Origin of the sequence: Escherichia sp. AM3 (genome assembly GCF_032029835.1) — a bacterium.
GTDB classification, from domain to species: domain Bacteria; phylum Pseudomonadota; class Gammaproteobacteria; order Enterobacterales; family Enterobacteriaceae; genus Escherichia; species Escherichia coli.
This window is the reverse complement of record NZ_JAVUPQ010001227.1, coordinates 1-244: the sequence shown is the minus strand read 5'-3', so window position 1 is coordinate 244 and position 244 is coordinate 1. Positions and strand designations below refer to the sequence as shown.

Here is a 244-nt window from a genome sequence, read left to right as displayed (position 1 = left end):
AAAGTTCTAACAGTAACAGCGCCGTTATTTATCATATGTTTGTCTTTTGGTTTTTTAAGACAAATGTTTAATAGCTGGCTTCAGCTTATCTTTAGCTCTTTGCTTATATTCCTTTTCGGTGCGTTGGCATTAAAAGCTGGCACTACGTTCCTGAATGGTATTCTTTCAGTTTCTGTACAAGATGCCGAACCTCTCAACCTGATCGCAACTGGTGCTACAGCATTTGTCGCGGGTGCTTTTATGG

Annotated in this window: 1 protein-coding gene; it reads left to right on the top strand. The window is 40.2% G+C overall.

The window, feature by feature from the left end:
• On the top strand, positions 1–244 hold a 244-nt coding region (locus tag RTW80_RS30420), incomplete at both ends, for a type IV secretion system protein (protein WP_312721946.1).